The sequence below is a fragment of the Bacillus sp. ISL-39 genome (assembly GCF_018613295.1).
Classification (GTDB): Bacteria; Bacillota; Bacilli; order Bacillales; family Cytobacillaceae; genus Mesobacillus.
The window spans coordinates 99,581-125,167 of the sequence record NZ_JAGGQM010000012.1 but is presented as its reverse complement, the minus strand read 5'-3'; the positions used below and the strand labels follow the sequence as shown (position 1 = coordinate 125,167).

24 protein-coding genes and 1 riboswitch are annotated in these 25,587 nt (G+C 47.5%); of the genes, 21 read left to right on the top strand and 3 right to left on the bottom strand.

The window, feature by feature from the left end:
* The first annotated feature begins 836 nt into the window (after nt 1-836).
* Nucleotides 837-2,543, top strand: a complete 1,707-nt coding sequence (locus J7E37_RS12025) for a methyl-accepting chemotaxis protein (protein WP_215024164.1) — start codon at nt 837-839, stop codon at nt 2,541-2,543.
* Between the two features lie 57 nt (nt 2,544-2,600).
* Here the strand turns inward: J7E37_RS12025 and J7E37_RS12020 are convergent, their stop codons facing one another.
* Nucleotides 2,601-2,945 carry an NIPSNAP family protein gene (locus tag J7E37_RS12020; RefSeq protein ID WP_215024162.1) on the bottom strand — a complete coding sequence of 115 codons (345 nt, stop codon included), beginning with the start codon at nt 2,943-2,945 and terminating at the stop codon, nt 2,601-2,603.
* A 392-nt stretch (nt 2,946-3,337) separates the two neighbouring features.
* Here J7E37_RS12020 and J7E37_RS12015 point away from each other — a divergent pair, with 392 nt between their 5' ends.
* The 14 genes from J7E37_RS12015 to purD all read left to right on the top strand — a co-directional run bounded on the left by J7E37_RS12015 (nt 3,338) and on the right by purD (nt 17,657).
* Nucleotides 3,338-3,880: a DUF2179 domain-containing protein gene (locus tag J7E37_RS12015; RefSeq protein WP_215024160.1), complete on the top strand. Its 543-nt coding sequence runs from the start codon at nt 3,338-3,340 to the stop codon at nt 3,878-3,880.
* A complete protein-coding gene (locus J7E37_RS12010; RefSeq protein WP_215024157.1) occupies nt 3,877-4,083 on the top strand; it encodes an NETI motif-containing protein in 207 nt (68 codons plus the stop codon). The genes J7E37_RS12015 and J7E37_RS12010 overlap by 4 nt, the downstream gene beginning before the upstream one ends.
* A 112-nt stretch (nt 4,084-4,195) precedes the next feature.
* Nucleotides 4,196-4,297: riboswitch (purine riboswitch) on the top strand.
* 134 nt (nt 4,298-4,431) lie between these two features.
* Nucleotides 4,432-4,914, top strand: coding sequence for a 5-(carboxyamino)imidazole ribonucleotide mutase (gene purE, locus J7E37_RS12005; RefSeq protein WP_215024155.1), 483 nt, complete (start codon nt 4,432-4,434; stop codon nt 4,912-4,914).
* Nucleotides 4,901-6,061: a 5-(carboxyamino)imidazole ribonucleotide synthase gene (purK, locus tag J7E37_RS12000; RefSeq protein ID WP_215024153.1), complete on the top strand. Its 1,161-nt coding sequence runs from the start codon at nt 4,901-4,903 to the stop codon at nt 6,059-6,061. The genes purE and purK overlap by 14 nt, the downstream gene beginning before the upstream one ends.
* Complete coding sequence (purB, locus tag J7E37_RS11995; protein WP_215024151.1) at nt 6,058-7,350, top strand: adenylosuccinate lyase; 1,293 nt, start codon at nt 6,058-6,060, stop codon at nt 7,348-7,350. Before purK ends, purB begins: the two co-directional genes overlap by 4 nt.
* A 235-nt stretch (nt 7,351-7,585) precedes the next feature.
* Complete coding sequence (gene purC / locus J7E37_RS11990; RefSeq protein WP_215024149.1) at nt 7,586-8,299, top strand: phosphoribosylaminoimidazolesuccinocarboxamide synthase; 714 nt, start codon at nt 7,586-7,588, stop codon at nt 8,297-8,299.
* On the top strand, nt 8,292-8,546 hold the full coding sequence (gene purS / locus J7E37_RS11985) for a phosphoribosylformylglycinamidine synthase subunit PurS (RefSeq protein ID WP_214782287.1): 255 nt from the start codon (nt 8,292-8,294) through the stop codon (nt 8,544-8,546). The genes purC and purS overlap by 8 nt, the downstream gene beginning before the upstream one ends.
* Nucleotides 8,543-9,229 (top strand): phosphoribosylformylglycinamidine synthase subunit PurQ, encoded by a 687-nt coding sequence (gene purQ / locus J7E37_RS11980; protein ID WP_215024147.1) that lies wholly within the window; start codon nt 8,543-8,545, stop codon nt 9,227-9,229. The genes purS and purQ overlap by 4 nt, the downstream gene beginning before the upstream one ends.
* Nucleotides 9,213-11,429 (top strand): phosphoribosylformylglycinamidine synthase subunit PurL, encoded by a 2,217-nt coding sequence (gene purL, locus J7E37_RS11975; protein WP_215024145.1) that lies wholly within the window; start codon nt 9,213-9,215, stop codon nt 11,427-11,429. The genes purQ and purL overlap by 17 nt, the downstream gene beginning before the upstream one ends.
* Nucleotides 11,414-12,826 (top strand): amidophosphoribosyltransferase, encoded by a 1,413-nt coding sequence (gene purF, locus J7E37_RS11970; RefSeq protein WP_214782294.1) that lies wholly within the window; start codon nt 11,414-11,416, stop codon nt 12,824-12,826. The genes purL and purF overlap by 16 nt, the downstream gene beginning before the upstream one ends.
* A 328-nt stretch (nt 12,827-13,154) precedes the next feature.
* Nucleotides 13,155-14,198 (top strand): phosphoribosylformylglycinamidine cyclo-ligase, encoded by a 1,044-nt coding sequence (gene purM / locus J7E37_RS11965; protein WP_215024143.1) that lies wholly within the window; start codon nt 13,155-13,157, stop codon nt 14,196-14,198.
* On the top strand, nt 14,195-14,797 hold the full coding sequence (gene purN, locus J7E37_RS11960) for a phosphoribosylglycinamide formyltransferase (protein ID WP_214782298.1): 603 nt from the start codon (nt 14,195-14,197) through the stop codon (nt 14,795-14,797). Before purM ends, purN begins: the two co-directional genes overlap by 4 nt.
* Nucleotides 14,776-16,314 carry a bifunctional phosphoribosylaminoimidazolecarboxamide formyltransferase/IMP cyclohydrolase gene (gene purH, locus J7E37_RS11955; RefSeq protein ID WP_215024141.1) on the top strand — a complete coding sequence of 513 codons (1,539 nt, stop codon included), beginning with the start codon at nt 14,776-14,778 and terminating at the stop codon, nt 16,312-16,314. The genes purN and purH overlap by 22 nt, the downstream gene beginning before the upstream one ends.
* An 80-nt stretch (nt 16,315-16,394) precedes the next feature.
* Nucleotides 16,395-17,657 (top strand): phosphoribosylamine--glycine ligase, encoded by a 1,263-nt coding sequence (purD, locus tag J7E37_RS11950; protein ID WP_215024139.1) that lies wholly within the window; start codon nt 16,395-16,397, stop codon nt 17,655-17,657.
* On the opposite strand, the gene J7E37_RS22495 is transcribed toward purD, so the two are convergent.
* Both J7E37_RS22495 and J7E37_RS11945 read right to left on the bottom strand, forming a co-directional pair.
* The gene (locus tag J7E37_RS22495; protein WP_353050016.1) at nt 17,635-17,730 is read right to left on the bottom strand and encodes an EYxxD motif small membrane protein; all 96 of its coding nucleotides are present in this window, start codon (nt 17,728-17,730) and stop codon (nt 17,635-17,637) included. The two genes, purD and J7E37_RS22495, sit on opposite strands and share 23 nt — an antisense overlap.
* A 252-nt stretch (nt 17,731-17,982) precedes the next feature.
* Nucleotides 17,983-18,255, bottom strand: coding sequence for a YgaP family membrane protein (locus tag J7E37_RS11945; RefSeq protein WP_215024137.1), 273 nt, complete (start codon nt 18,253-18,255; stop codon nt 17,983-17,985).
* A 403-nt stretch (nt 18,256-18,658) separates the two neighbouring features.
* Here J7E37_RS11945 and J7E37_RS11940 point away from each other — a divergent pair, with 403 nt between their 5' ends.
* The 6 genes from J7E37_RS11940 (at nt 18,659) to pcrA (ending at nt 25,464) form a co-directional block, all read left to right on the top strand.
* Nucleotides 18,659-20,398 (top strand): adenine deaminase C-terminal domain-containing protein, encoded by a 1,740-nt coding sequence (locus J7E37_RS11940; protein WP_215024135.1) that lies wholly within the window; start codon nt 18,659-18,661, stop codon nt 20,396-20,398.
* Nucleotides 20,399-20,464: 66 nt separating this feature from the next.
* Complete coding sequence (locus J7E37_RS11935) at nt 20,465-21,502, top strand: DUF3048 domain-containing protein (protein ID WP_215024133.1); 1,038 nt, start codon at nt 20,465-20,467, stop codon at nt 21,500-21,502.
* 29 nt (nt 21,503-21,531) lie between these two features.
* A complete protein-coding gene (locus tag J7E37_RS11930) occupies nt 21,532-21,846 on the top strand; it encodes a YerC/YecD family TrpR-related protein (protein ID WP_214782311.1) in 315 nt (104 codons plus the stop codon).
* A 362-nt stretch (nt 21,847-22,208) separates the two neighbouring features.
* Nucleotides 22,209-22,364 carry a hypothetical protein gene (locus tag J7E37_RS11925; RefSeq protein ID WP_214782314.1) on the top strand — a complete coding sequence of 52 codons (156 nt, stop codon included), beginning with the start codon at nt 22,209-22,211 and terminating at the stop codon, nt 22,362-22,364.
* Nucleotides 22,365-22,483: 119 nt separating this feature from the next.
* Nucleotides 22,484-23,170, top strand: coding sequence for a heptaprenylglyceryl phosphate synthase (gene pcrB / locus J7E37_RS11920; protein ID WP_215024131.1), 687 nt, complete (start codon nt 22,484-22,486; stop codon nt 23,168-23,170).
* 65 nt (nt 23,171-23,235) lie between these two features.
* Nucleotides 23,236-25,464 carry a DNA helicase PcrA gene (gene pcrA, locus J7E37_RS11915; protein ID WP_214782321.1) on the top strand — a complete coding sequence of 743 codons (2,229 nt, stop codon included), beginning with the start codon at nt 23,236-23,238 and terminating at the stop codon, nt 25,462-25,464.
* The last annotated feature ends 123 nt before the right edge of the window (nt 25,465-25,587 follow it).

Sequence of the window (25,587 nt, the reverse complement as noted above, 5' to 3'; positions counted from 1 at the left end):
ATGTGTATAGAAGACAGGTTTAAAGGAAAAATACGAAAAGTTGTCTGAACTTGAGCCAACTTCAGACAGGTTTGGAGGAAAAGCATAAAAAGTTGTCTGAACTTAAGCCAACTTCAGACAGGTTTGGAGGAAAAGCATAAAAAGTTGTCTGAACTTGAGCCAACTTCAGACAGGTTTAAGGGAAAACAACGAAAAGTTCTCTGAACTTGATCCAACTTCAGACAGGTTTGAAGGAAAAATACGAAAAGTTGTCTGAACTTGAGCCAACTTCAGACAGGTTTGAAGGAAAACATACGAAAAGTTGTCTGAACTTGAGCCAACTTCAGACAGGTTTGGAGGAAAAGCATAAAAAGTTGTCTGAACTTGAGCCAACTTCAGACAGGTTTGGAGGAAAAGCATAAAAAGTTGTCTGAACTTGAGCCAACTTCAGACAGGTTTAGAGGAAAAAGCCGAAAAGTTGTCTGAACCTGAAGCAACTTCAGACAAGTTTGGTGGAAAAACACAAAAAGTTGTCTGAACTTGATGCAACTTCAGACAGGTTTGAAGGAAAAACACAAAAAGTTGTCTGAACCTGAGTCACCTTCAGACAAGTTTGGAGGAAAAGCATAAATAGCTGCCCTATCAAGGCCAACGGCAACCTCAAAACACAGCAAGGACTTGTGAAAACAGCTATATTAGCTGTTCTTTAATTTACACCAACAATCAAAATAAGTTGAATGTGTCCATTTTATGAAGATCTTTCACCGATTATGGATATATGCTCTACACTTACCGATATTACTTTAGCGGGTATGGTTTGTATCTTGCAGTAATTTCATCAAGGGGGAGCACGAATTGTGGGGAAGAAAAAGTCTGGTCTGCGCTTGAAATTAGGGACTAAAATCAATTTAATTGTACTGGGCACGGTTCTGTTGTTATCTGTGATTATCGGCGTAGTCGTGACCAGGGAAGTGACAAAGGGAATCAAGTCTTTTGCGGTGGAGAAGGCAAGGGGAGACCTAGCTCTTAGTGAGCGGTATATCAACAATAAGTTTCCGGGTGAATGGGAAATCAAAAATGATAAGTTATATAAGGGTGATCAGCTTTTTAATGATTACTATGAGATTGTAGACACGATTGGAAATGATACAGGTGATACGGTAACGATTTTTCAGGGGGATACCCGGATAGCGACAAATGTCATGCTTGAGGGCGAGCGTGCTGTAGGAACGAAGGTTTCTGAGGAGGTGGCTGATGTTGTCCTGAAGCAAGGGAAACCATATTATGGTGAAGCGATCGTTGCCGGTCATTCCTATCAAACAGCTTATACGCCTATTAAAGATCAGAATGGTAAAGCAATCGGGATATTCTATGTAGGAGCTTCGGAAAAGACGATTGAACAGATACTTTCTTCTTTCATGACTAAGTTTATCATCCAGGTAATTGTCGTGGTCATCATCGCTTCGATAGGGATCTACTGGTTTACACGCAGTCTGAGAAGAAGGCTTGTGGCGGTATCGGAAGCGATGACAAATGCTGGAGCGGGGGATTTTACCGCAGTGGTTGAGGATCATAGTGGCGATGAACTTACTGATCTGGCAAATAGTTTTAATAAAATGAAAGACAATCTAAGCTCGATGTTGAGAGAGGTTCTGGAAACATCTGAACAAGTGGCAGCATCATCTGAAGAATTGAATGCAGGCGCTGAACAGACAAGCAGGGCGACTGAGCAGATAACAGAGGCGATTCAACAAATTGCCGGCGGCTCGGATAGCCAGACACAGGGTATAGAGGAGAGTGCCATGTCGTTGGAGGAGCTGGCCAGGGGAGTCGCTAATATTGCGGAGACTTCTTCCTTGATCGCTGAATTCAGTTCGGAGGCAAGTGACCATGCCAAACAGGGTGAGTCATTTGTCCAGCAGACTGCAAGCCAGATGAGTTTGATTCATGCTTCTGTCAATGAAACGGGAGAGGTCATCCGCTTGCTGAATGAAAGGTCGAGACAGATTGGAAGCATTTCTGAGGCTATTACCCAAATAGCGGATCAAACCAATTTACTTGCCCTTAACGCAGCCATTGAAGCAGCAAGAGCGGGAGACCATGGAAAAGGGTTTGCCGTGGTTGCGGCGGAGGTTAGGAAATTGGCTGAGCAGTCCCAGATTTCTTCATCCCAGATTTCGGATTTGATCAGCCATATCCAAACTGATATGGAGCATTCAAATGATTCGATGGATACTGTCAAAAAAGAGGTGATGAGTGGTCTGGAGATAGTTGAAGGCTCGCAAAGAAGCTTTCAGGAAATCCTTCGATCCATGGAGAATCTGGGCGGACAAGTCGAAGGGATGGCTGCTACCGCAGAACAGATGTCTGCGAGTACAGAAGAAATATCAGCAACAGTCAATGGAATGGCCTCCATTTCCAGAGATTCCTCACTGCATAGCCAGAATGTTGCCGCAGCGGCTGAAGAGCAATTAGCATCCATGGAGGAAATAACCGCTTCAGCAAATAACCTGTCGACCATGGCAGAAACACTGAAGGAGGCAGTATCAGCTTTTAAAATATAAATTCATAATCTCCAAGAACCCAAACATCAAGCCAATTCATGAATGGCTTGATGTTTTTTAAACTATGGAGACGGTAGAAAGCAGTTTTTCATTCCTGGCTTCCAAAAAGTATTGTTTTTGAATATACTCCTTCCCGCCATTCTCTTCGTACCAATTTTTAATGCGTTGCAGATGTTCCTGATCACACCTAACTTTATTTTCTATTTCTATGTAATTCTCATAGCTGTCGTATTCCCAGATAGCAAATATTTCTGTTGTATCATCATCATGTGGCAGCATCCATCTTCCTGTCAGTCTGGCTCCGTGCTTCAGTTGATTTGGCAAGTTTATCTCGGTGAAAAGCTTATTGAATGGTTCTACAAAATCATTTTTTACAAAGTAGAATTTACGCCGATAAAACAATACTTACAACTCCTTATAATCGTTTATCCTAAAATGGTATACTTATCCATCATACTCGTCAATCAACATCATTTTTAATGTAAAAAAGTTTCAAATCATGAGGTTAAGGAAACCTTAAAATAAGAATCTTTTTAGTTATGGTATTTAAAAATAGTGTCTAGCTCCAGCCTAGTCCCTCGAGTCGCTTCAGTCCGTCCAATGAAGTCAAAGAGCGACTTCACTGGTCGGCCCTCTTAGGCATAGGAAGTGCAGACCCGCCAGCCACAAGATGTGGCGTTTAGGCGGGCAGCGCTTGTCGGGACTGACCAAGGCGCTTGCGCTTTTCCCTTTACAAGTGATTTGATTAATGCGAACATTAAGGCTTATTAGATGAGATGTCTGGAGGGTTTTGAATGCTGGAAAATAGTTTTGTCATGGTGGCCATCATCTTAATCATCAATATTGTGTATGTGTCTTTTTTTACAATCAGGATGATCTTAACGTTGAAGGGGCAGCGTTATTTGGCTGCTGGGCTAAGCACGATTGAGGTTGTGATTTATGTGGTTGGACTTGGTCTGGTGCTTGAGAATTTAAATCAGATACAGAATCTGATTGCATATGCTGTTGGCTATGGTATTGGTGTCATTGTCGGGATGAAAATTGAAGAGAAGCTGGCACTGGGCTATATTACGATCAATGTGATTACGAAAGAATATGATGTGGATCTGCCGAAGGCCTTGCGTGCTCTAGGTTATGGTGTGACGGACTGGGCTGCCCATGGGCTTGAGGGTGACCGGATGGCAATGCAAATTTTAACGCCGCGAAAATATGAGTTGAAACTATATGAGAAGATTAAGGAATTGGACCCGAAGGCATTTATCATCGCGTATGAACCAAAATCGATCCATGGCGGATTCTGGGTTAAATCGGTACGGAAAGGAAAGCTGTTTTCATGAGCAAGGGAAAAAAGAAGCAAATGTATGAAGTCGGTGAACATGAATCAATCGATGATTGTCTTAATAGGATGAAGAAGGATGGATTCGCACCTGTCCGCAGGATGGAAAAGCCGATTTTTAAAGAAGTAGAAAAGAATGGCACTGTTGAGTATGAGCCTGCTGGCAGGCAGATCATTTTTGAAGCAAAGTTAATTGAGAGCTGAATTGCGTTAGTTGTTTAAAGTCCTAAACACGAACAATATAAAATAGAAATTATCTAATGTTCGATTATTGATTGACAAAAAGTCGAATTAGTTGTTAATATGTAAATGTCGAAAGTGAAATTTAGTTTTCCCTCGTATAATAATGGGGATATGGCCCATGAGTCTCTACCCGGCAACCGTAAATCGCCGGACTATGAGGGAAAGTAGTTTTTAAGTGAAGGGAAAAGAAATCGCGTTCACTTATGGATTTCTTTGCTTATGCACCCGGACAGACTACTTTCTCTTCTATCAAGAGGAAGAAGTCTATCCGGGTTTTTTGTTTTGATACTCCAAAGGGAGGTTCGAGAGATGACGGTTGCAATCATAATGGGGAGCAAGTCAGACTGGGAAACGATGAAGCATGCGTGTGACATACTTGATCAGTTAGAAGTTTCTTATATAAAGAAGGTCGTTTCAGCGCATCGGACGCCGGATTTGATGTTTCAGTTTGCGGAGAGTGCGAGGGACGAAGGTATAAAAATTATCATCGCTGGAGCTGGCGGAGCCGCACATTTGCCGGGGATGGTAGCGGCGAAGACCACACTTCCGGTTATCGGGGTGCCAGTGCAATCGAGGGCTCTCAACGGCTTGGATTCACTTTTATCGATTGTCCAGATGCCTGGCGGAGTGCCAGTAGCGACGGTCGCGATTGGGAAAGCAGGTGCAACGAACGCAGGTCTCCTTGCGGCACAGATTCTTGGGGCATTTGACAGTGAAGTTGCCGGGAGATTGGAGCGGCTGAGGGAAGAAACAAAAATGTCAGTGATGGAAAGCAGTGATGAGCTTGTCTAAATTGATTTTTCCAGGAGAGACAATCGGGATCATTGGCGGCGGACAGCTTGGCAAGATGATGGCGCTGTCGGCTAAAGCGATGGGATTCAAAGTCATTGTGCTTGATCCAACAGAGGATTGCCCGTGCGGCCAGGTGGCTGACGAGCAGATTGTCGGCGGATACGATGACCTTGTTAAAATAAAACAGCTGTCTGATAGCAGTGATGTAATTACTTATGAGTTCGAGAATATTGATGCGGATGCGCTTGACTGGCTGAATAAACATGCCTATGTGCCGCAGGGAACGGAATTGCTGCGGGTCACTCAGGACAGGATAGAAGAGAAGCACAATATCCAGGCAGCTGGCGTCAGGGTTGCTCCATTTACGACTGTGACAAGAGTGGAGGATGTCAGGGCAGGTGTCGAGGAACTGGGATTGCCAGCAGTATTGAAAACAGCACGCGGCGGCTATGACGGCAAGGGCCAGCTGGTCATCAGGTCTGTGGATGATATCCCATTGGCTGAAACATTAGTCAGCCAGGGGGCATGTGTGCTGGAGAAATGGATTCCTTTTGAAAAAGAAATTTCGGTGATCATCACTCGCAGTACGAAAGGTGAAAGTACCGTTTTTCCGGTAGCGGAAAACATCCATAAGGACAACATCCTGCACCAGACCATCGTGCCGGCGAGAATCAGTTCCGCGGCTGAAGCAAAGGCAATGGAAGCAGCTGAACAAATCGCGTCAGCATTAGGATTGGTCGGGACGCTGGCGGTTGAGATATTTTTGGCGGCCAATGATGAGCTCTACATAAATGAACTGGCACCGAGGCCGCATAACTCGGGGCATTATACGATTGAAGCATGTGAGACTTCGCAGTTCGAGCAGCATATCAGGGCAGTTTGCGGCTGGCCAATGGGAAGCACGAATTTGCTGAAGCCGGCTGTGATGGTGAATATCCTCGGGCAGCACCAGCAGCCATTGCTGGATAAAATCGCCGGCTTGCAGGATTGGAAAATCCATCTATATGGTAAAAAGGAAGCCAAATATAAACGGAAAATGGGGCATGTGACCCTTTTGCGAGAGACTGTAGAGCAAGCGCTGACAGAAGCGGAGCAAAGCGGCATCTGGGAAGGCGCAGCAGAAATGATCGGAGGACAAAAGAGATGATAGATCGTTATACAAGACCGGAAATGGGTGCAATCTGGACGGAGGAGAATCGCTTCAAGGCATGGCTTGAGGTTGAGATTCTTGCATGTGAAGCATGGGCTGAGCTTGGGGAGATTCCTAAGGAAGACGTAAAGAAACTGCGTGAGAATGCATCTTTTGATATTGACAGGATCAAGGAAATCGAAGAAGAGACGCGCCATGATGTGGTTGCTTTTACAAGAGCGGTTTCTGAAACGCTTGGCGAGGAGCGCAAATGGGTGCATTATGGCCTGACTTCCACAGACGTGGTGGATACGGCTTTATCGTATGTGCTTAAACAGGCAAATGAGATTTTGCTGAAAGACCTTGAGAACTTTGTAGAGATCCTGGCTAATAAGGCCAAAGAACATAAATACACGGTCATGATGGGCCGTACTCATGGCGTTCATGCTGAGCCTACTACTTTTGGCTTGAAGCTGGCGCTATGGCTGGAGGAAATGAAGCGCAATCTCGAGCGATTCAAAATGGCGTCCCGTGATGTCGAGTTCGGCAAGATTTCCGGTGCGGTCGGAACATATGCGAATATCGATCCTTTCGTTGAAGCTTACGTCTGTGAAAAATTAGGGCTGCAGCCGGCACCGATTTCGACTCAGACCTTGCAGCGTGACCGCCATGCTTTTTATATGTCGACGCTTGCACTGATTGCGACTTCGATCGAGAAGTTTGCGGTTGAGATTCGCGGCCTGCAAAAGAGTGAAACACGCGAGGTAGAGGAGTTTTTTGCAAAAGGGCAGAAGGGTTCTTCGGCCATGCCGCATAAGCGCAACCCGATTGGCTCTGAGAATATGACAGGGATGGCCAGGGTCATCCGCGGCTATATGACGACTGCTTACGAGAATGTGCCTCTATGGCATGAGCGCGATATCTCGCATTCCTCTGCAGAGAGAATTATTTTACCAGACGCGACAATCGCATTGAACTATATGCTGAACCGCTTCGGCAATATCGTGAAAAATTTGACGGTATATCCGGAGAACATGAAGCGCAACATGGACCGGACGCTTGGCTTGATCTACTCCCAGCGAGTGCTGCTTGCTTTGATCGACAAGGGCATGTTCCGTGAAGAAGCGTATGACACTGTCCAGCCGCGCGCGATGGAGGCATGGGAAAAGCAAGTGCAGTTCCGCAGCCTGATTGAAAATGATGAAAAAATCGCCGGGCTTTTGAGTGAAGCAGAAATTGATGACTGCTTTGATTACAACTACCATATCAAGCATGTTGATATGATATTTGAACGACTGGGGCTTTAATATGAACGGGCAAGGTTTCTTGCCCTTCTTTTAAATGATAAGAAAAGTGTAGAGATATAACTGCGAGAATTGTCCAGTTCCAGCGCCTAGCCCCTCGAGTCGCTTCGGTCCGCCCGATGAAGTCAAAGAACGACTTCTTCGTTCGGCCCTCCAGCGCTTGTCGGGGCTGACCAAGGCGCTTGCACTTTTCGATGTGACTGAAGATTGCTAATTATCTCAATCGGAGGGCGTTAAAATGGAAAATCTGTTATACGAAGGGAAAGCGAAACGGATTTACGCAACAGATGACGAGCAGGTAGTAAGGGTCCAATACAAGGATTCGGCGACGGCCTACAATGGCGAGAAAAAAGCAGAGATTGTCGGCAAGGGCAGGCTGAATAACGAAATTACGAGTCTATTATTCTTGAAGCTTAGCGATGCGGGAATCCAATCGCATTTTCTCGAAAAAATTTCCGGAAATGAGCAGCTGGTCAAGCGGGTTTCCATCATTCCGCTTGAGGTGGTAGTCAGGAATTTTGCTGCCGGCAGTTTTTCTAAGCGTCTTGGTGTTGAAGAGGGCCAGAAGCTTTCCCGGCCGATTGTCGAGTTTTATCTGAAGGATGATTCGCTGGGCGATCCGCTGATTACGGATGAGCATGTCGATGTGCTGAATTTAGCAACTTCAGAGGAAGTGGCTGAGCTGAAGACAGCAGCTTTGAAAATCAATGATGTACTTGGCGGTTTTTTTGCAGAGATTGGCGTGAGGTTAATAGATTTCAAGCTTGAGTTCGGCAAGGATGCAGACGGAAAGATTTTGCTGGCAGATGAGATTTCACCTGATACTTGCCGCCTGTGGGACATGGAGACACAGCAGAAGCTTGATAAAGATGTATTCCGCCGTGATTTGGGGAATCTGACAGATGCTTACGAAACCATTTTAACGAGATTGGGAGGACAATTGCATGTATAAAGTGAAGGTGTATGTGACGTTAAGGGAAAGTGTTTTGGATCCACAGGGGACGGCTGTTAAAAACTCGCTGGCGACCCACGGTTACGAAGGCATCCAGGAGGTTCGTATCGGAAAGTATATGGAGCTGACTTTGGATGAAACCGTGAAGGACGTTGATTCAGCGGTCAAGGAAATGTGCGAGCGCCTGCTGGCGAATCCGGTGATCGAGGACTACAGGTACGAAGTCGAGGAGGTTGTTGCACAGTGAAATTTGCGGTGATTGTCTTTCCGGGTTCGAACTGTGACATCGACATGTACCACGCTGTAAAAGATGAGCTTGGCGAAGAAGCGGAATATGTCTGGCATGATGCTGAAAGCCTTGAAGACTTTGATGCGGTGCTTTTGCCTGGCGGTTTTTCATATGGAGATTACTTAAGATCTGGCGCAATCGCGCAGTTCAGCAATGTCATGAAGGAAGTTGTGAAGGCTGCTGAAGCAGGAAAGCCCGTGCTAGGTGTCTGCAATGGTTTTCAGATTTTGCTTGAAGCGGGCCTGCTTCCAGGAGCGATGCGCCGCAATGACAGCCTGAAGTTCATTTGCAAGGAGGTGGAACTGAAGGTTGAGAATAAAGAAACAATGTTTTCAGCTGGCTATGAAAAAGGCGAGGTCATCACAGTTCCGGTTGCGCATGGTGAGGGCAACTATTATTGCGACGAAGAAACCCTTGCTCGTTTAAAGGCAAATAATCAAATCGTGTTCACATACAAAGGCGAGAATCCGAACGGAAGCCTTGAAAATATCGCGGGAATCATCAACGAACGAGGAAACGTCCTCGGAATGATGCCGCATCCGGAGCGCGCGGTCGATGAGCTGCTTGGCGGCGCGGACGGGTTGAAGCTTTTCAAATCGATCGTCAAACAATGGAGGGAAGCATATGCGCTTAATGCTTGAACCAAGTCCAGAGCAAATTAAACAAGATAAGATTTATCAGGAAATGGGACTGTCAGACAGCGAGTTTGCTTCTGCCGAAAAGATCCTTGGACGTACTCCTAACTATACAGAAACAGGTTTGTTCTCCGTCATGTGGTCAGAGCATTGCAGCTACAAGAACTCAAAGCCTGTGTTGAAAAAGTTCCCTGTCACCGGAGAGCGTGTTTTACAGGGGCCAGGTGAGGGAGCGGGAATCGTTGATATAGGTGATGGCCAGGCGGTCGTGTTCAAAATTGAAAGTCATAATCATCCATCTGCAATCGAGCCTTACCAGGGTGCCGCTACGGGTGTTGGCGGAATCATCCGCGACGTTTTTTCGATGGGAGCAAGGCCGATTGCTTTACTGAATTCCCTCCGATTTGGCGAACTTGAGTCACCAAGGGTGAAATATTTGTTTGAACAGGTTGTTGCCGGAATTGCCGGATATGGAAACTGCATCGGAATCCCGACAGTGGGCGGTGAAGTCCAGTTTGATGCTGCTTATGAGGGCAATCCTTTAGTTAACGCGATGTGCGTTGGACTGATCAACCACGAAGACATCAAGAAGGGCCAGGCACATGGGGTCGGCAATACGGTGATGTATGTTGGTGCGAAGACGGGACGCGACGGGATTCATGGCGCCACATTTGCGTCCGAGGAATTGACTGAGGCATCGGAAGAGAAGCGTCCGGCTGTCCAGGTCGGCGATCCGTTCATGGAAAAATTACTGCTGGAAGCTTGTCTCGAGCTTGTAAAAAATGATGCGCTTGTTGGCATCCAGGACATGGGCGCTGCTGGTTTGACCAGTTCATCTGCAGAGATGGCGAGCAAAGCGGGTTCCGGGATCGAGATGAATCTTGACCTCGTGCCGCAGCGTGAAACAGGCATGACGGCTTATGAAATGATGCTTTCCGAATCACAGGAGCGCATGCTGATTGTTGTTGAAAAAGGCCGTGAGCAGGAAATTATTGATCTTTTTTCAAAGTATGAGCTTGAAGCAGTTGCGATCGGAAAAGTAACGGACGACAGGATGCTTCGACTTTTGCATAAAGGGGAAGTGGTGGCTGAGGTTCCTGCAGATGCGCTCGCTGAAGAGGCTCCTGTCTATTACAAGCCTTCCAGTGAACCAGCTTATTTCCGTGAGTTCCAGAACATGGACAATCAGGTTCCTGAAGTCGAAAACTATGAAGCGGCTCTTTTGAAGCTGCTCCAGCAGCCAACGATTGCGAGCAAAGAGTGGGTGTATGACCAGTATGACCATATGGTGCGTACCAGCACGGTCGTTTCACCTGGTTCTGATGCAGCGGTTGTAAGGATTCGCGGCACAGAGAAGGGCCTGGCGATGACGACAGACTGCAACTCTCGCTATATCTATCTTGATCCTGAAACAGGAGGAAAGATTGCCGTTGCAGAGGCGGCGCGCAATATTGTCTGCTCTGGCGGCGAGCCATTGGCAATCACGGACTGCCTGAACTTCGGAAATCCAGAGAAGCCGGAGATTTTCTGGCAGTTTGAAAAAGCGGTCGATGGCATGAGCGAAGCGTGCCGGACATTGAGCACACCTGTTATCGGCGGAAATGTGAGTCTTTATAACGAAACGAATGGCACAGCTGTCTATCCGACACCAGTTGTCGGCATGGTCGGTCTTGTTGAAAACTTAAAGCATGTGACGACGCAGCATTATAAAAATGCCGGCGACCTGATTTATCTGCTTGGTGATACGAAGGATGAGTTTGGCGGCAGCGAGCTGCAGAAGCTTACGTATGGCCGGATTTTCGGCAAGGCGCCTGAACTTGATTTACAAGTGGAAGCCAGCTATCAAGCACAGATTTTAACAGCGATCAAAAATGGGCTTGTGGCTTCTGCGCATGATGTTGCGGAGGGCGGCGTGGCGGTTGCACTTGCTGAATCCGTGATTGGCAGCAAGGGGCTGGGAGCTAAGGTTACACTGGAAGGCAACACAGTTTCAGCCTTGTTCAGCGAATCGCAATCCCGCTTTATTTTATCGGTAAAACCAGAGCACCAGATCGAGTTTGAAAGCTTAACAGACGCGGTGCTGATTGGTGAGGTCGTTGAAACGCCAGTTTTAAAGATTGATGTCAATGGAGAGAACGTGATCAATCATGATGCAGAGGGGCTGAAAAAGGCCTGGAAAGGAGCCATCCCATGCTTGCTGAACTAAAAGGCTTGAATGAGGAATGCGGCGTTTTTGGAATCTGGGGACATCCCGAGGCAGCACAAATCACGTATTACGGCCTTCACAGCCTGCAGCATCGCGGCCAGGAAGGCACGGGAATCGTTGTCAGTGATGGTCAGCAGCTTAAGGGCCGAAAAGGCGAAGGGCTTGTGACAGAAATTTTTACGGCAGATGCGATGGACGACCTCCAGGGTGTCGGCGCCATTGGTCATGTCCGCTATGCAACTGCGGGAGGAGGCGGCTATGAGAATGTCCAGCCGCTTCTGTTCCAATCGCAAAGCGGCGGCCTGGCCCTTGCGCATAATGGCAATCTTGTAAATGCGGATGCGCTCAGGAACCAGCTTGAGGCCCAGGGAAGCATTTTTCAGACTAGCTCTGATACCGAAGTGCTCGCCCATTTGATTAAGCGAGGCGGCTTCAGCCAGCTGAGGGATCGCGTAAAAAATGCCTTGCCGATGCTGAAGGGTGCTTATGCCTTTTTGATCATGACCGAGACAGAATTCATTGTTGCGCTCGATCCGCACGGACTGCGCCCGCTCTCATTAGGCAGGCTGGGCGATGCTTATGTCGTCGCGTCTGAAACCTGCGCGTTCGACATTGTCGGAGCCGAGTTTGTCAGGGACATCCTGCCAGGCGAATTGCTCGTGATCGATGCAGACGGCCTGCATTCTGAAATGTACTCCATGAATTCAACCACGGCCATCTGTACAATGGAATATATTTATTTTTCCAGACCCGACAGCAACATCCACGGAATCAACGTCCATGCCGCACGTAAAAATCTCGGCAAGCAGCTGGCGAAGGAAGTGCCGATCGAGGCTGATGTGGTGACTGGTGTACCCGATTCCAGCATTTCTGCAGCGATTGGGTATGCAGAGGAATCTGGCATTCCTTATGAGATGGGTTTGATCAAGAACCGTTATGTCGGCCGTACCTTCATCCAGCCATCGCAGTCATTGAGGGAGCAGGGTGTGAAGATGAAGCTTTCGCCGGTGCGCGGAATTGTTGAGGGCAAGCGTGTCATCATGGTGGACGATTCGATCGTGCGCGGCACGACCAGCCGCCGGATCGTAAAAATGCTGAAGGAAGCGGGTGCGACAGAAGTACATGTCGTCATCAGCTCACCACCGATCCAGAATCCATGCTTTTACGGCATCGACACCTCGACACGTGAGGAGTTGATCGCTTCTGAACACTCAGTAGAGGAGATTCGCCAGTTAATTGGAGCAGACACATTGACGTTCTTGAGTGTCGAGGGCATGCTCGAGGCGATTGGGCGCAATGATGGCGGGGAGACCCGCGGCCAGTGCCTGGCATGCTTCACCGGGAAGTATCCAACCGAAATCTATCCGCAGGCCGTGCCTGCCGGACAGAAGTGTTGATTGGTTTTCGAGTTGTTTTTTCCAAATTTAGGATGACGGCATGATTATCACGAGTTTTCGGGCAATTATGGGCAAAGTTTCGGAGATTATGGAGATGAATTGGGAGATTCCGGACAGTGATCGGGAGAATATGAGTACTCATTAGGAGATTAGGGAAAATCATTGGGCAGCTGTGATTACTTATTAGAGGATTCCCGCTAGTAATCGAGAAAATTTGAATGTTTTTTCCGGGAATCCGCGGTGAGACCGTACATTCAGGTGCATTTCGTGGAACGATTGAACAAAAAACAGGTAACTAAAGAAAACAGCCAAATCGGAGGTAGTGAACATGGCAAATGCGTATAAGCAGGCTGGTGTGGATATTGAGGCCGGGTATGAAGCGGTCGAACGGATTAAAAAGCATGTGACCCGAACGGTCAGGCCTGGTGTAATGGGTGCGCTGGGCGGATTCGGCGGTATGTTCGACCTTTCCAGCCTTGGGCTGAAGGAGCCGGTGCTCGTTTCAGGTACGGATGGTGTCGGCACTAAGCTGATGCTGGCCTTTATGATGGATCGCCATGATACAATCGGCATAGACGCGGTCGCGATGTGTGTGAATGACATCGTCGTCCAGGGAGCAGAACCTTTATATTTCCTTGATTACATCGCCTGCGGCAAGGCTCAGCCTGAAAAAATCGAGGCGATTGTCAAAGGGATTGCCGATGGCTGTGAGCAGGCCGGATGTGCGCTTGTCGGTGGTGAAACTGCCGAAATGCCGGGGATGTACTCTCCGGAAGAATATGATCTGGCTGGGTTTGCGGTGGGAGCCTGTGAAAAAGCAGATATTATCACAGGACAAAAAATCAAAGCAGGCGATGTGCTGATCGGGCTGGCGTCGAGCGGTATCCACAGCAATGGTTACTCGCTTGTGCGCAAGGTGTTTTTTGAACAGGCCGGCTGGGAGCTTGACCGCCATGTCGAGGAGTTCGGCTGCACGCTTGGGGAAGAGCTGCTCAAGCCGACGCGGATATATGTAAAATCGGTGCTTGCCGCGATGAAGCAGTTCGAGCTTAAAGGTCTTGCCCACATCACGGGCGGCGGATTTATTGAAAATATCCCAAGGATGCTTCCGGAAGGGCTTGGCGCTGAAATCGAGGAAGGCAGCTGGGAGATTCCGCAGGTATTCAAAACATTGGAATCTTTAGCACAACTTGATCGTACGGACATGTATAATACATTTAATATGGGCATTGGGATGGTAGCTGTTGTCGATAGTGAAATCGCCCATGAAGTTGCAGCGTTTTTTAACGAGCAGGGCGAGAAGGCTGCTATAATAGGCGCAGTTACCGGTTCTGAAGGAATCCAGATGAAAATGGCTGGTGAGCAGGCATGAAAAAAATAGCTGTTTTTGCATCGGGCAGCGGGAGCAACTTTCAGGCAATCGCGGTCGCGGCCCAGGCCGGCACATTGAAGGCTGACATCAGCCTGCTCGTTTGCGACAAGCCGGGCGCTTTTGCAATCGATCGCGCTGAAATGCTTGGAATTCCTGCATTCGTCATCAGCCCGAAGAGCTATCCTTCCAAGGCAGCATATGAGGCAGAGATTTTGCAAAAACTCGCTGGTCTTGAAATCGAGATGATTGTCCTTGCTGGCTACATGCGCCTGATCGGGCCGACACTTCTCGAGGCGTATGAAGGAAAGATAGTCAATATCCACCCGTCATTATTGCCTGCTTTTCCTGGAAAGGATGCGATTGGCCAGGCGCTGGCAGCTGGTGTGGAGAAAACCGGAGTGACGATCCATTACGTCGATGAAGGGATGGATACCGGACCGGCCATCGCAAGTGCGACAGTTAAAATCGCGCCAGGCGAGACGAGAGAGACACTTCAAAAGAAAATACAGCGGATTGAACACAGCCTGTTTCCAGAGGTGTTGGAGCAGCTGTTGAACGGAGAAGGGGAGGCAGTACAATGGGAAAAAAGCGTGCACTGATCAGTGTTTCAAATAAGGAAGGAATTGTCGAATTAGCGAAAGAGCTTGTACAGCTTGGATTTGAAATCGTCTCGACAGGAGGTACAAAGCAGGCGCTTAAGGATGGCGGCGTCCCGGTCATCGGCATCAGCGATGTGACAGGTTTCTCGGAGATCCTTGAAGGGCGGGTGAAGACGCTTCATCCAAAAATTCATGGCGGCCTGCTTGCGAAGTATGACGATCCATCCCACCAGGCTCAGCTATCTGAAAATGAAATCGAGAAAATTGAGCTTGTCTGCGTGAATTTGTATCCTTTTAAAGAAACAATCTCAAAACCTGGTGTTACGCCTGAGGATGCGATCGAAAACATCGACATCGGCGGCCCGGCGATGCTGCGTGCCTCTGCGAAAAACCATCAATACATAACAGTAATTGTCGACCCTGCGGATTACCAGCAGGTGATTGAAGAGTACAAAAGTCAGAATGAAACCACCCTCGAAACCCGCCGACGCCTGGCTGCGAAAGTATTCCGCCACACGGCTGCCTATGATGCGCTGATTGCAGAATACATGACCAACCTTGCGGGCGAGGAACAGCCGGAAAAAATGACGGTGACTTACGAATTGAAGCAAAGTCTGCGCTATGGAGAAAATCCTCATCAAAAAGCAGCTTTTTACCAGAAGCCGCTTGGCTCGGCATTTTCGGTTGCGGCAGCGGAACAGCTTCACGGAAAAGAGCTTTCCTATAACAATATTAACGATGCTAACGCTGCCTTGCAGATTGTAAAAGAATTTACTGAACCCGCAGCGGTTGCGGTCAAGCATATGAACCCTTGCGGAGTTGGCACTGGAAAAGATATTTTTGATGCTTTTGGAAAAGCATTTGAAGCAGATCCTGTTTCGATTTTTGGCGGCATTATCGCCCTGAACCGCGAAGTGGACGGAGAAACTGCCCGAAAGCTATATGAAATATTCCTTGAGATTATCATTGCGCCTTCATTTAGTGAGGAGGCCATAGAAATTTTAACGGCCAAGAAAAATCTTCGTTTATTGAAGGTCTCATTTGACGGGGAAGCTTCAAAGGAAAACACACTGTCCTCGATTGAAGGCGGATTGCTCCTCCAGGAACAGGATGCTTTTGGCTTTGAGGAGGCAGAAATTTCTGTACCGACGAAACGTGAACCGACGGAAGCCGAGTGGGAAGCGTTAAAGCTAGGCTGGAAGGTTGTTAAGCATGTTAAGTCAAATGCAATCGTTGTATCAGATAAAGATATGACCTTAGGGATTGGAGCCGGACAAATGAACCGTGTCGGTGCCGCTAAAATTGCCCTTGAACAGGCTGGTTCGAAAGCGGATGGAGCAGCACTCGCATCGGACGCGTTCTTCCCGATGGACGACACCGTCGAGGCAGCGGCAAAAGCCGGTGTCACTGCGATTATCCAGCCAGGCGGATCTGTCCGCGACACTGATTCAATCAAAAAAGCGGATGAATATGGCATTGCGATGGTGTTTACAGGCGTAAGGCATTTCAGGCATTAATGGATGGCCTAATGCGGTTTTTGGGCTTGAGTAAGGTGTCAATTTAATCAGTTATCCTGAAATTTACGGGGGTGCGTGTTATGAAGGTTCTTGTGGTTGGCAAAGGCGGCCGTGAGCATGCGATTTGCCGGAAGATCAGCGAAAGTCCGCTTGTGTCAGAGGTATTGGCGGCACCGGGAAATCCAGGGATGGCAGACTATGCTAAGCTAGTGGCGATCAATGAAAACGAATTGGATAAACTTGTTTCTTTTGCGAAGGAGGAGCAAGTCGGTCTGACAATCATCGGGCCTGAGGTTCCTCTGCTTGAGGGTCTGGCAGATCGTTTCATTGAGGAAGGGCTGAAGGTGTTCGGTCCGCGTAAAGCTGCGGCAATCATTGAGGGAAGCAAGTCGTTCGCGAAGGATCTTATGAAAAAGTACGGCATCCCAACTGCAGCGTATGAAACATTCACAGATTATTCGGAAGCACGTGATTATCTTGCCCAAGTTGGAGCGCCGATTGTCATAAAGGCGGACGGACTCGCGGCTGGCAAGGGTGTTGTCGTGGCGATGACAGTACAGGAAGCAGAACAGGCTTTGCAGGAAATGATGCTGGAGAGTAAATTCGGCGAGGCTTCTGCGAGCGTGGTAATGGAGCAATTTTTAACAGGAGAAGAGTTCTCGCTGATGGCGTTTGTGAACGGGGATCGTGTGATTCCACTGGAAATCGCTCAGGACCATAAGCGTGCCTTTGATGGAGATAAAGGGCCGAATACCGGCGGCATGGGGGCGTATTCACCAGTGCCGCATATCAGTAAGGAATCAATCGAGGTTGCAGTGGAGCAAATCCTTAAACCGGCGGCGATTGCGATGGAGATGGAAGGGCGCAGCTTTACCGGAATTCTGTATGCAGGGCTGATTGAAACAGTGGACGGTCCTAAGGTGATTGAGTTCAACGCGCGCTTCGGCGATCCGGAAACACAAGTGATTTTGCCAAGGATGAAATCAGATCTGGTCAAAGTCATGCTAGAAGTGCTGGAAGGAAATAAGCCAGAGATTGAATGGCATGATGAAGCAGTGGTCGGCGTAGTCGTCGCGGCCAAAGGCTATCCTGAGGAATATGAAAAAGGCGCTGTATTGAAGGGTCTTGAAAATATATCGCAGGTATTTCATGCAGGCACGGCGAAAAACAGTCGTGGTGAGTTTGTAACCAATGGCGGCAGAGTGCTGCTTGTCGGGGCAAAAGCGTCTTCATTAAAAGAAGCACAGCAAAAGGTATATGCTGAGCTTGAGAAACTGGACTGCCCGGAAACCTTTTACCGAAAGGACATAGGCAGCAGAGCTATCGGGCACGTCTCCTGTTAGAGCCCTTAGCGTAAACAAGCACAAGAGCGATGATGCTACCGATCAATGCAATCCATACGAAGCTGACATCCATTATATATTCCCAAAACATAGTATCATCTCCTTTAGATTAAGCCCCCGGTTTATTGGGGGCTTTTTAATTATGGCTCTTTTCTCAAACTTTGTTGCTATTGACTACATTGAATGACCTAACTTTCTTCGCAAAGTTGATCTTTTTATGAGAAAAGAGCCTGCAAACTTAATACCGACCTCCAAAATAACCTTTTATTACGTTAAAATCGGCAGTAGGATTTTAACAACAATCTTTACGAAAATAATTATTACATCAACTCGGGTTATAAGGAATCCAGCCTTCAGAATCCCCATTTTCAGCGTTCCGATCCTCCATCATGTCCTGGCCTTTTTCGTATGCGGCAGTCAGCGGACAATAGCGGACAATTCCTTCTCCGACCTTCATTGCGCCCATCATCGCCATGAAAATATAGGAATCCCTCCAGGGCCGTTTCACCATTTTCGATGTCGACCATGCCAGAATTGTAAGACCTGCTGTAATCCTGATCAGCGCGTTGATCATTCCGATATTCGGACGTACATTCATATCCTCATCGCTCCTTTACACCATTTTTACAGTTAATTTGAAATTCTTTAATGCGTTAAACAATGAAATATGTTACGATAGTACAATAATGTAAGGGCTTTCTTTTTAAGTGAATTACGATTTAAGCATGAGGCTCTGTTAAATCCATGTTATATATAACACTCTGTTGATTGAAGCGGAAGGCGTGTAGAATCCTCGGAAATTGCTAATGCAATTTCCTCGTGCGTGGGCCAATTTCGCAGAAGCCTTTCAATGTCCTGCGGGATCAGCCGGCTAGGTGAGACCCCGCAGGAGTTTGCGACGAGGAGGCTCAGCGCCGGCCCCGCGGAAAGCGAAGCGCCTGGAACGAAAATCAACAGCCATTTTTAACAGAGCCCTAACATAGAGAAAAGGGGAACATGGTATGGAACAACGTTATCGATGGAAAAACAAACAATTGCGCGACCATGCTGCTGTTTTGGACGGCACCCTTTCACCGACGGTTCTATTGAAGAATGCGACATATTTGAACCAGACATTCCGCAAGTGGATGACTGCGAACATTTGGATTTACAATGACAGGGTTGTGTATGTTGGTGAAAACCTGCCTGAAAATACAAAGCAATGTGAAATAGTGGATTGCACCTGGATGAAGCTGGTGCCGGGCTATATTGAACCTCATGCCCATCCATTTCAACTTTATAATCCCCATTCTTTCGCTGCCTATGCATCCCAGACGGGGACGACAACACTGATTAATGACAATATGGTGCTGGCTTTACAATTAGGAAAAAAGAAAGCGTTTTCTTTTATAAATGAGCTGAATGATAATCCGGTCACAATGTACTGGTGGTGCCGTTTTGATGCCCAGACTGAAATCCAGCATGAGGAGGAAGTCTTCTCCAACAGCAATGTAAGGGCATGGCTTGAGCATGAGAATGTCGTCCAGGGCGGTGAGCTGACGAGCTGGCCGAAGCTGATGAACGGCGACGACATGATCCTTCACTGGATGCAGGAAACGAAGCGCCATCACAAGAAAATTGAGGGGCATTTTCCTGGTGCATCAGAAAAGACGCTGGCGAAGATGATGCTGTTTGGCGCGGATTGCGACCATGAGGCGATGACTGGCGAGGAAGTCCGCAGAAGGCTGATGCAAGGTTATATGGTTTCCTTGAGGCATTCATCGATCAGACCGGATTTGCCGAAGCTTCTCGATGAGATCCATGAACTGGATATTGCGGTGTACGATCGGTTTATGATGACAACGGACGGGGCATCGTCTGCGTTTTACGAAAATGGCGTGATCGATGAACTGATCCGCATTGCCATCGATCGAGGCGTCCCAGTCATTGATGCTTATAATATGGCAAGTATCAACGTGGCCCGTTATTATAACTTCGAGCATCTTCACGGCAATATTGCGACAGGCCGGGTTGCGAACATCAATATTTTGAGTGACGAGTTGAACCCGACACCTGTGTCAGTATTAGCAAAAGGCCAGTGGGTAAAGCGTGATGGAGAAGCGATCGATGCAGCGAAAGAAATGGACTGGACTCAAATGGGATTTGAGCCGCTTAAAATGGATTGGGACCTGACGGTGGATGATATGCAATTCTCGATGCCTTTTGGAATAAAAATGGAGAATTCGGTCATTACAAAACCGTACTCAATTTCAATTGATGTGTCCGCTGAGGAATTATCTTCAAATCATGATGAGTGCTTTTTCATGCTGATCGACCGTCATGGCAAATGGCGTATCAATACCATGCTGAAAGGGTTCGCGACAGACTTGCAGGGACTGGCAAGCTCGTTTTCCAATACTGGAGACATCATTCTGATTGGTAAAAATAAGCAGGATATGATGGCTGCTTTTAACAGGATGAAGGAACTTGGCGGTGGCATTGTAGCGTGTGAAAATGGCGTGACTGTCAGGGAAATCCCGTTGAGGCTGCAGGGCATCATGTCGAGCCATCCTGTGACTGAGCTGATGGCTGAGGAGAAGAAGCTGCTTGACTATTTAAAGGAAAAAGGCTACAAATTCGCCGATCCGATTTATTCACTATTATTCTTCAGTTCAACGCATTTACCATATATCCGTATCACACAGGAGGGTATCTATGATGTGATGAAAAAAACGGTACTCTTTCCAACGATAATGCGTTAAAATATAAAAGTGCATCTAGACATAGACAGCCATGAACGAACTGGGAGTTCAAGGGGTGGCTCAATAATGAAAAAATGGATCGCTGTGCTGGCAGCCGCAATTTTTCTTACGGCGGGGTGCAGCAGTAAAGAGACAGAGAAAAAAGAAGCAACAGAACATAAAGAAAAAGAGATTGTAGTAGATGAGGTTGTTCCACCGGAGGAACTTCCTTATCAATTCCCGCTGTCCGGGATGGGTACTGCAGAAGAGAGCTTCGACCGGGCAGTGGCCGTGGTGGTCAATAACCACCCAAAGGCGCGGCCGCAATCAGGTCTTGACAAAGCTGACATCGTCCACGAGGTTCTTGCTGAAGGAGACGTGACAAGGTTCATCGCGATTTTTCAAAGTGAACATCCTGAAAAAATAGGGCCGGTCCGCAGCGCGAGGGAATACTTTATCGACCTGGCATCCGGATATGACAGCTTTTTTATCGCCCACGGCTACAGTCCTGAAGCGAAGGACATGCTTGAACGCGGAGTGATCGATAACATCAACGGCATGCAGTATGATGGAACATTGTTCAAACGGGCCGATTTCCGCAAGGCGCCTCATAATTCTTATATTACCTATAAGAATATTGTGAAGGGAGCGGAAAAGAAAGGCTACGCACTTGATGAAGCACCGGCTTCTGCAGTATTCTTGAGCAGTGAGGAAGCGGAAGGCCTTGAAGGTGCTCCAGCCGGGGAAATCATGGTCAACTACGGAACGCCGTCGTTCGATGCGATCTACGAATATGACGCGCAACAACAGAAGTACCACCGTTTTAATGGCAGTGAGGAAAGTGTTGACTTTGAATCGAAGGAACCAATTCTGATTGACAACATCCTTGTCGTGCAAATGGACCATCGCATCGTGGATGATGTGGGCCGCAGGGTCATTGACATGGCATCCGGCGGCAAGGGATATCTGTTCCAAAAAGGCAAAGTGAATGAGATACAATGGAAAAATGAAGCTGGCAGAATCGTCCCTTATAAGGATGGAGCAAGAGCTGGTTTCGTTCCCGGGAAAACATGGATCAACATTGTCCCATCGATCAGCGATGTCTCATTCGACTCTCAACAATAAAATTCTGAGTGAAATAAGGGGTAGACTATATGCAAATTGATAAATTAAGAGGCAAGGAACTCGATCAATTATTCAAGGCGATTTTATCGCTGAAAGATCTCGATGAGGCGTATCGCTTCTTCGACGACCTGGCGACAGTGAACGAAATCCAGTCACTTGCACAGCGCCTTGAGGTTGCCCGCATGCTTCGCGAGGGCAAGACTTATCACAAGATCGAAACAGAAACAGGCGCGAGCACGGCAACGATTTCCCGTGTGAAGCGATGCCTGAACTATGGAAACGATGCATACGAAATGGCGCTCGAAAGATTGAAAGAGCAGGACAACGCTGAAAAAGCGAAATAGTATTTTGATGAAGGACGGAACCAGGTATGGTTCCGTTCTTTTTTATGGGTGGAAAAATTGGAAAAAAGCGCAGGTAATTTCCAATTCGCTATAAAAAAAAAAAAGTCGCTATAAAAAAATTTTTTTCGCTATAAAAAAGAAAAAGTCGCTATAAAAAAATAATTCTTCATTATATCGGCCTAATCTGTTCGAATAAGATTACCCACCTCAACAAAAAACTGCTAATAAAATTGGAAAAACAGACTGTAAATTTCCAGTTCGCCAATAAAAATAAAAAGTCGCCAATAAAATCTTATTTTCGCCAATAAATCCTGTGAAATCGCCAATAAAACTGTGAACTCCGCTAATAAGACAGGTTAACCTTGTTCCTAGGAAGTCTGGCAGTCTATCTTGGCGAAAAAGAGATTATCAGCTTCTTCGGACTTGATCCAATCTATCTTGCGCTGATTGTCAGCGGTATCAGCTTCTATGTTTTTTCAAGGTTGTTCACCGAGCAATATGAGCACCGAGATTTATAATTTTACATCAAAAAGCGTTCCGGCATTTGGAGCGCTTTTTTCATATGTTTCCTTTTTTATATACAGGCAACAAATGCTATAATGGTGGAATGGATAGATAGAATGGGGGCAATTCAAGGATGTACGATGTTCGCGAGTGGAGACATGTGTTCAAGCTCGATCCAAATAAAGAGATAACTGATGAAGAATTAGATAGAATTTGCGAGTCTGGAACCGACGCGATCATGGTGGGAGGGACGGATGGAGTCACTCTTGAAGGAGTCCTTGATTTGATGTCCCGAGTCCGCCGCTACACGGTTCCATGCATTCTCGAGGTTTCGACGATTGACTCGATCACACCGGGATTCGATTTTTATTTTATCCCGACAGTATTGAACAGCCGCAATCCACAGTGGATCACCGGCCTGCACCATGAGGCGGTCAAGGAGTATGGCGACCTGATGGATTGGGACGAGCTGAAAATGGAAGGCTATTGCATCCTGAATCCGGATTGCAAGGCGGCTAAGCTTACTGATGCGAAGACGGAGCTTTCGATTGACGATGTACGGGCATACGCGATGATGGCAGAAAAAATGTTCAGCCTGCCGATTTTCTATTTGGAATACAGCGGGGTATATGGCAATCCTGAGTATGTTAAAGCAGCCAAAGGCGTCCTCGAAAAAACGGTTCTCTTTTACGGCGGAGGAATTGAAACAGCGCAGCAGGCAGAAGAAATGGCCGGGCATGCCGATGTCATCGTGGTTGGGAATGTTGTATACAGCAACCTTGATGAGGCATTGAAGACTGTAGCTGCAGCAAAGAAATAACGAAGTTGTATATAAGGATTTTATGAGATAAAATAAGAACAAATGTTTGTATGGTGGTGACGAGTGTGCAATTTTTAACGGATAAATTATTGAATGGCTTGAACCCTGAGCAGCAGAAGGCGGTCAAGGCAGTGGACGGGCCTTTGCTATTGATGGCAGGGGCAGGCTCTGGTAAAACAAGAGTCCTGACACACAGAATTGCGTATTTAATGGTGGAAAAAGGGGTAAATCCTTATAACATCCTTGCAATTACGTTTACGAATAAAGCAGCGCGTGAAATGCGCGAGAGGATCCAGAAAATGATGGGCGGAGCGGCAGACGATATCTGGATTTCGACGTTCCACTCAATGTGTGTGCGCATTTTGCGCAGGGACATCGACCGTCTTGGCTATAACCGCAACTTCACGATCCTTGACTCGACTGACCAGCAGTCTGTCATCAAGTCGATTTTGAAGGACAAGAATATGGATCCGAAAAAATATGATCCTCGTGCGATCCTTGGAACGATTAGCTCGGCGAAGAACGAGTTGATTACGCCCGAGGAATATGCGAAGTCGGCGGGGGATTATTTTTCCCAGAAGGTCAGCGATGTGTATACGGAATACCAGCGCAGGCTGCGAAAAAATAACGCGCTCGATTTCGACGACTTGATCATGACGACGATCACGCTGTTCATCCGCGTGCCGGAAGTGCTGGAGTACTACCAGCGCAAGTTCCAGTACATCCATGTCGATGAGTATCAGGATACGAACAGGGCACAATACATGCTTGTAAAATTGCTTGCGCAAAGATTCCAGAACCTATGTGTCGTAGGTGACTCGGACCAGTCGATCTATCGCTGGCGCGGTGCCGATATTACGAACATCCTTTCATTTGAAAAGGACTACCCAAGGGCAAGCGTCATTTTGCTAGAGCAGAACTACCGCTCGACAAAGAAGATTTTGCTGGCGGCGAATATGGTCATCCAGAACAACATGAACCGCAAGCCGAAAAACCTTTGGACAGAGAACCCAGAGGGAAACAAAATCATGTACTATCGCGCGGACAGCGAACAGGGCGAGGCGCAGTTTGTCATCGGCAAAATCCAGGAGCAGCTTCGCAATGGCCGCAAGCTGTCTGATATCGCGATTCTTTACCGTACGAACGCCCAGTCTCGTGTGATCGAGGAATCTTTCTTGAAGTCGAACATCGATTACTCAATCGTCGGCGGCATCAAGTTCTATGACAGGAAGGAAATCAAGGATATCCTTGCCTACCTTCGCTTGATTTCGAATCCTGATGATGATATTAGTTTGCAGAGGATCATTAATGTTCCGAAGCGCGCGATCGGTTCAACCTCGATTGATAAAATCGCCAACTTTGCGACAATGCATGATTTGTCGATGTTCCAGGCCTTGGAGACGATTGAAATGATCGGCCTGAGCCCGAAAGCCGAAAAAGCTGCAGCGGAATTCCGCAACCTGGTCAGCAATTACACTCATCAGCAGGAATATCTGTCCGTGACGGAGCTGGTAGAGGAAGTTCTTGATAAAACAGGCTACCGTGACATGTTGAAGGCGGAAAAATCGTTGGAGTCACAGAGCCGACTTGAGAACATAGATGAATTTTTAACGGTAACAAAAAGCTTTGAAGAAAGCAGTGAAGACAAGAGTCTGGTCGCATTCCTGACAGATTTGGCACTTGTCGCTGATATTGACCGCCTGGATGATGACGGCGAGAAAAAAACAGATTTCGTCACATTGATGACACTGCACTCAGCCAAGGGACTCGAGTTCCCCGTTGTCTTCCTGATTGGTATGGAAGAGGGAGTATTCCCGCACAGCCGCTCCTTGATGGAGGAGGATGAGATGGAGGAAGAACGCCGTCTTGCCTATGTAGGAATAACCCGTGCCGAAGAAGAACTATTCATCACGAATGCACAGATGCGTACCCTTTTCGGCCGTACCAATATGAACCCGGAATCACGGTTCATTAAGGAAATACCGGCTGATTTGGTTGAAGACGCCGTTCCGAAAGTGAGAAGGCCTGCGCCAGCAAGCGGCGGTAGACCTGCCCCTTCAGCAAGACCGTCCATGCCGACTCGCGGTGCTGTCTCCCGTCCGGTCGCAGCTGCAAGCGGCGGCGAAGGCATCGATTGGAAGGTTGGCGACAAAGCCCAGCATGGCAAGTGGGGAACAGGAACGGTTGTCAGCGTAAAAGGGTCAGGAGAAGGCACAGAGCTTGACATTGCATTCCCAAGCCCAACAGGAATCAAGCGATTGCTGGCTAAGTTCGCACCGATTACAAAGGCTTAAACAATTTTAATAACACATTGAATACTGTCTAGCTCCAGCGCCTAGCCCCTCGAGTCGCTTGTCTGGGCTGACCAAGGCGCTTGCGCTTTCTGTTTTCACTTCATTTATGAAAGGGCTGGATTT